We start from the raw sequence: 4,401 nt of genomic DNA, 5'->3' as shown, positions 1-4,401 counted from the left end.
TAAGTGAAGTATTATCGGCCAAGCTCCGGGGATGGCGCAAACAGACCTGTCATTCCCGCGCACGCGGGAAATCAGGGCCTTAGCGTCACTCCCGCAATCCGAGCGCGGGAATATGGCGGGAATCCGGGCCGTTTTCCAGACCGGCTTCCTGGACTCCGGCTTGCGTCCTTCCGGCCGCGTCCGGGGAATGACAGAGCGTAGTAAACGCAGCTCAGAATGCGCAAGCTCTCTGACAACGATGGCCAACCGATACCGTCAGGGAGCCTCCGGGCGCCCTGACTTAGGCCCCGTCGAAGCATGTTGCGCGGAAACATCATCAACTAAACAGCAGTGAACTTTTTTTTCTTAAACCGATACACAAACTCGCCGGTAGTGGTAAAGTCTGGCAGTCGCAGGGAGCGGTTCCCCACGCCGACTATCCAGTTTCTCGATGTAAAAACTCGATCAAGGAGACGACGTTATGAATTACCCGCAACAGGCTGAGACTGCCTTATCTCAAGAAAATACCGGCGCACCGCTTGGCCACCGCTGTCGCAGCGTCCTTTCCGCAGCGCTTTATAGCGCCGGGGTGTTGGGCGCGATCGCAGCAATTCCGAGCGCTTATGCGGTACCGATCGTAGGACTAACCCTTCCAGATGCAACTAGCGTGCAACAACTCGTTCGTTTCGATAGCGCAGCGCCGACAACACTGACCCCCGCCGCCCCAGTTACGATCACGGGACTTAACAGCGGTGAAATTCTTGTGGGCATCGATTTTCGGCCCTCAAATGGCGTGTTGTACGGCGTCGGCAGCGCGGGAGCTATTTACACGATCAACCCGACCACCGGCGCGGCAGTTACTGACAATACTCCAAATGTTGGCCCAATCACCCAAACCGCTTTTTTCGGAGTCGATTTCAATCCGGTCGTCGATCGGTTGCGTGTAACGAGCGATGATGACACCGCTACCAGATCGAACCTGCGCATCAATGTCGATGGTACTACCAGCGCCGATCCGGATTTTATTCGCGATACCGACCTCGCGTATCAAGTGCCGCCTCCAGCCGGCTGCACGAATCCCGCAGTAACCGCGTCGGCTTACACCAACAGCTCTGCGGCTGCGACGCCCCCGGCGCCGCCGACTGCGACCACGCTGTTCGGCATCGATTCCGGGTGCGACTTTCTGTTCCGGCAAGATCCGGCCAACTCTGGAACGCTAGTTCCCATTGGGTCTCTTGGGGCTGGGATTAATTTCCAGGGTCTCTCCGGTTTCGATATCGTCGGCGCGGATCAGGCTTTTGCAAGCTCGGGCTTCGATGTTCTCGATCAAAGTGACCAAGCGACGCTATATAGCATCAACCTAGGGACGGGCGCGGCCACACCTCTAGGCGTGATCGGGCCTGCCGGAACACGAGTAATCGGAATCGCAGCCGAATTGCAGCCTGCGGGACCTGCCGGTCCAACAATACAGTTCAGTGCGGCGACATTTAACGTGACCGAAGGTACGCCTAATGCGGCGATCACCGTGACACGCAGCGGAACCACGACGGGCGCCTCGTCAGTGCAATTCGCGACTTCGAACGGGACGGCGGTTGCTGGTTCCGACTATACGGCGACCACGGCGACGGTCGACTTCGCACCCAACCAAACGACCCGAACGGTCAATGTGCAGATCACCAACGATACCGCAGCCGAACCCAGCGAAACGGTCAACCTGACGTTGAGCGCTCCGGGTACAGGCACGACCCTCGGTACGCAAAGGACTGCGGTGTTGACGATCGCCGACAACGACAGTGGTGGTGGCACGACCCCTCCCCCTGCTGGTGGCACGACCCCTCCCCCTGCTGCTGTTGACGACGATGACGACGGCGGTTGCACGGTGAACCCGAACGGCAAGGATGCGGGTCTCCTGGCGCTGCTGTTGAGCGCGGCATTCGTGGGCCTGCGCCGGCGCTGGAAAAAATAACAGTTTCCTGATTTGATTCAAGGGCGGCTTCGGCCGCCCTTTTTTCGTCTTGCGCGGGCGGCTCGATCGCGCGCCTTGCTCTTCGTTCACACAGGCTGATTCGCTTCGAGATTGGCAAGAGGACGAAGGTCCGATTCAGACCAATTCCACCGGAGGCGCCAAGCCGCGCGCTGCCGCAAGCTTGAAAAAGCTGTCATCAAAGGTCGCGAAGGTCGTGCAGCCGGCGCTGCTGGCGTGATGCAGCGCATCGGTGAAATCGAAGCCATCTTCGTAGAGCGGTAACGCCGCGAGCACCGCTGCCTCTTGCTCGAAGTGCAAATTGCGGACTGCGATAAGGCCGTGCAAGCCGGCGCTGATTTTAGTACGGCCGATCCGGTAGACGCCCCGCAACACTCATTCAAGCTCAAGCGTGACCGTCAACGGCACGAAGAAAACACCGCCGCTATCGATGAGCGCCGCCGCGGCCTCCGATTGCCGGCGGTCATTGGCAGCCATGCCAAGGCGCGCCAGTACGTTCGTGTCGAGCGAAATCACAGCTTGAGGTTGCCGCGCCGGGCTAACCGCCGCGCGGCTTCGTCGCCGGAAAGCTTCTCGACGGCAACCGGCGGGCCTTTGTACTCGCCAAAGATGCCCACGCATTCAGCGGCAGTGCGCGTCTTGCGCCTGGGATCGACTTGAACCCGAAAGCCGCCGCTGTCCGCCGTGACTTCGAGCTTGGTCCCGGCAACTATGCCGAGCCGCCTCCTGAGATCGGCCGGAATGATCATTTGGCCCTTCTCCGAAACAGTAACGGTGCTCATGGGCCACCTCTCCCTGTGATGTACACCACCTAAGTTTACTACACGGGTAAGACGAAGCCACTCACTTTCCACGCCTGACGGTCACCGCCCGATCAGCCCGGGAAGGTACTCGGTGATGATCCCATCCGAACCTGCCTTGCAATTCCACAGTCTTTGACGTAGCTTGACGGCATACGTTAGGGGTCCCTGCGCATGCGCCGGGTGAGAAATACCCTTCGAACCTGATGCGGGTCATGCCGCCGTAGGGAAGCGTTGCAAGCCACAACACTCCTTACGTTTCTCATTGGTCGCCCGGAGTGTTCCGATGAACGCCCATCCGCAATTCCTGAAACAAACCGTCGTAGTCGACGCCGCCGCGGTTGCGCCGTTGCCGAATTCGCGCAAGATTTATATCGAAGGCTCGCGTCCCGATATTCGTGTGCCGATGCGCGAGATTTCGCAGAGCGATACGCCGGCGATGTTCGGCGTGGAGAAAAATCCTGCCATTCACGTCTACGATACTTCCGGCGCTTACACCGATCCGGCCGCGCGCATCGACATCCGCGCCGGACTGCAGCCGTTGCGCGAGCAGTGGATAGCCGGGCGCGGCGACACCGAATCGCTCGCCGACCTGACTTCGCATTTCGGGCGCGCGCGTGCTTCCGACAGCAAGCTCGCCGACATGCGCTTCGATTTGCAGCGCAAGCCGCGCCGCGCGAAATCCGGCGCCAACGTCACGCAGATGCACTATGCGCGCAAAGGTGTAATCACGCCGGAAATGGAGTTCATCGCAATCCGCGAAAATCAGCGCCGCGATGATCTGAGCGAGCTTTTGACGCAGCAGCACGCCGGCGAAAGTTTCGGCGCAACGCTGCCGAAACTCATCACGCCCGAATTCGTGCGCGATGAAGTCGCGCGCGGCCGCGCCATCATTCCGTTGAACATCAACCATCCGGAATCCGAGCCGATGATCATCGGGCGCAATTTCCTGGTGAAGATCAATGCCAATATCGGCAATTCGGCGCTCGGCTCATCGATTCAGGAAGAAGTCGAGAAGATGACGTGGGCGATCCGCTGGGGCGGCGACACCGTGATGGATTTATCGACCGGCAAAAACATCCACGAAACCCGCGAGTGGATCATCCGCAATGCGCCGGTGCCGATCGGCACCGTGCCGATTTACCAGGCGCTCGAAAAAGTCGACGGCAAGGCCGAAGAACTGACCTGGGAAATCTATCGCGATACGCTGATCGAGCAAGCCGAGCAAGGCGTCGATTACTTCACGATCCACGCCGGCGTGCGCCTCGCCTACATCCCGATGACGGCGAAACGCATGACCGGCATCGTCTCGCGCGGCGGCTCGATCGTGGCCAAATGGTGCCTCGCGCATCACAAGGAAAGCTTTCTGTACACGCGCTTCGAAGAGATTTGCGAGATCATGAAAGCGTACGACGTGAGCTTTTCGCTCGGCGACGGGCTGCGTCCCGGCTCGATTTACGATGCCAACGATGAGGCGCAATTCGCCGAGCTGAAAACGCTGGGCGAACTGACGCAGATCGCCTGGCGGCACGACGTGCAGACCATGATCGAAGGCCCCGGCCACGTGCCGATGCACCTGATCAAGGAGAATATGGAGTTGCAGCTCAAGTATTGCGCTGAAGCGCCGTTCTACACGCT

At 59.6% G+C, this 4,401-nt stretch carries 4 protein-coding genes and 1 riboswitch; of the genes, 2 read left to right on the top strand and 2 right to left on the bottom strand.

Going from position 1 to position 4,401, the window contains the following annotated elements; all coding sequences use genetic code 11:
* Window positions 1-460 precede the first annotated feature (460 nt).
* A complete protein-coding gene (locus H0V78_11440) occupies window positions 461-1,945 on the top strand; it encodes a DUF4394 domain-containing protein (GenBank protein MBA2352364.1) in 1,485 nt (494 codons plus the stop codon).
* 135 nt (window positions 1,946-2,080) lie between these two features.
* Here H0V78_11440 and H0V78_11435 read toward each other — a convergent pair whose 3' ends face one another.
* Window positions 2,081-2,335, bottom strand: a complete 255-nt coding sequence (locus H0V78_11435) for a hypothetical protein (GenBank protein ID MBA2352363.1) — start codon at window positions 2,333-2,335, stop codon at window positions 2,081-2,083.
* 140 nt (window positions 2,336-2,475) lie between these two features.
* On the bottom strand, window positions 2,476-2,745 hold the full coding sequence (locus tag H0V78_11430) for an AbrB/MazE/SpoVT family DNA-binding domain-containing protein (protein MBA2352362.1): 270 nt from the start codon (window positions 2,743-2,745) through the stop codon (window positions 2,476-2,478).
* Window positions 2,746-2,913: 168 nt separating this feature from the next.
* Window positions 2,914-3,010, top strand: a riboswitch (TPP riboswitch).
* Between the two features lie 39 nt (window positions 3,011-3,049).
* Here H0V78_11430 and thiC point away from each other — a divergent pair.
* Window positions 3,050-4,401: phosphomethylpyrimidine synthase ThiC (gene thiC / locus H0V78_11425; GenBank protein MBA2352361.1), on the top strand; the 1,352-nt coding region annotated here is incomplete at its 3' end.

It is taken from the genome of Burkholderiales bacterium (assembly GCA_013695435.1).
In the GTDB taxonomy this organism is placed as follows: Bacteria; Pseudomonadota; Gammaproteobacteria; order Burkholderiales; family JACMKV01; genus JACMKV01.
Note: the sequence above shows the minus strand (reverse complement) of the source record. Positions and strands in the feature narration are given on the sequence as shown.

Coding starts and splice junctions, on each gene's coding strand:
- H0V78_11430 (MBA2352362.1), bottom strand. CDS start 2,745: ATGAGCACCGTTACTGTTTCGGAGAAGGGCCAAATGATCATTCCGGCC.
- H0V78_11440 (MBA2352364.1), top strand. CDS start 461: ATGAATTACCCGCAACAGGCTGAGACTGCCTTATCTCAAGAAAATACC.